General features: G+C 59.9%; 1 protein-coding gene. It reads left to right on the forward strand.

Annotated features, from left to right (window positions below; genetic code table 11):
* On the forward strand, positions 1-237 hold a 237-nt coding region (locus AAEZ18_RS19630; RefSeq protein ID WP_352256133.1), incomplete at both ends, for a class I tRNA ligase family protein.

The following is a 237-nucleotide window of genomic DNA, read 5'->3' on the forward strand; positions in this document are numbered from 1 at the left end:
CTCTGACTGCTGCGGTAAAGGACGCCGCCGCGATCCTGATCAACCTGATCGCGCCGATGATGCCGCATCTTGCGGAAGAATGCTGGCGGGAGATCGGCGGCAAAGGTCTCATCGCCGAGAGGCCTTGGCCGAAATTCGATCCTGCGCTCATCGTCGAGAACGAGATCACGCTGCCGGTCCAGATCAACGGGAAAAAGCGTGCCGATTTGACAATCGCGCGCGACGCAGATCAGAGTG

Origin of the sequence: Pseudoalteromonas sp. 19-MNA-CIBAN-0066, assembly GCF_040308705.1 — a bacterium.
Classification (GTDB): Bacteria; Pseudomonadota; Gammaproteobacteria; order Enterobacterales; family Alteromonadaceae; genus Pseudoalteromonas; species Pseudoalteromonas nigrifaciens.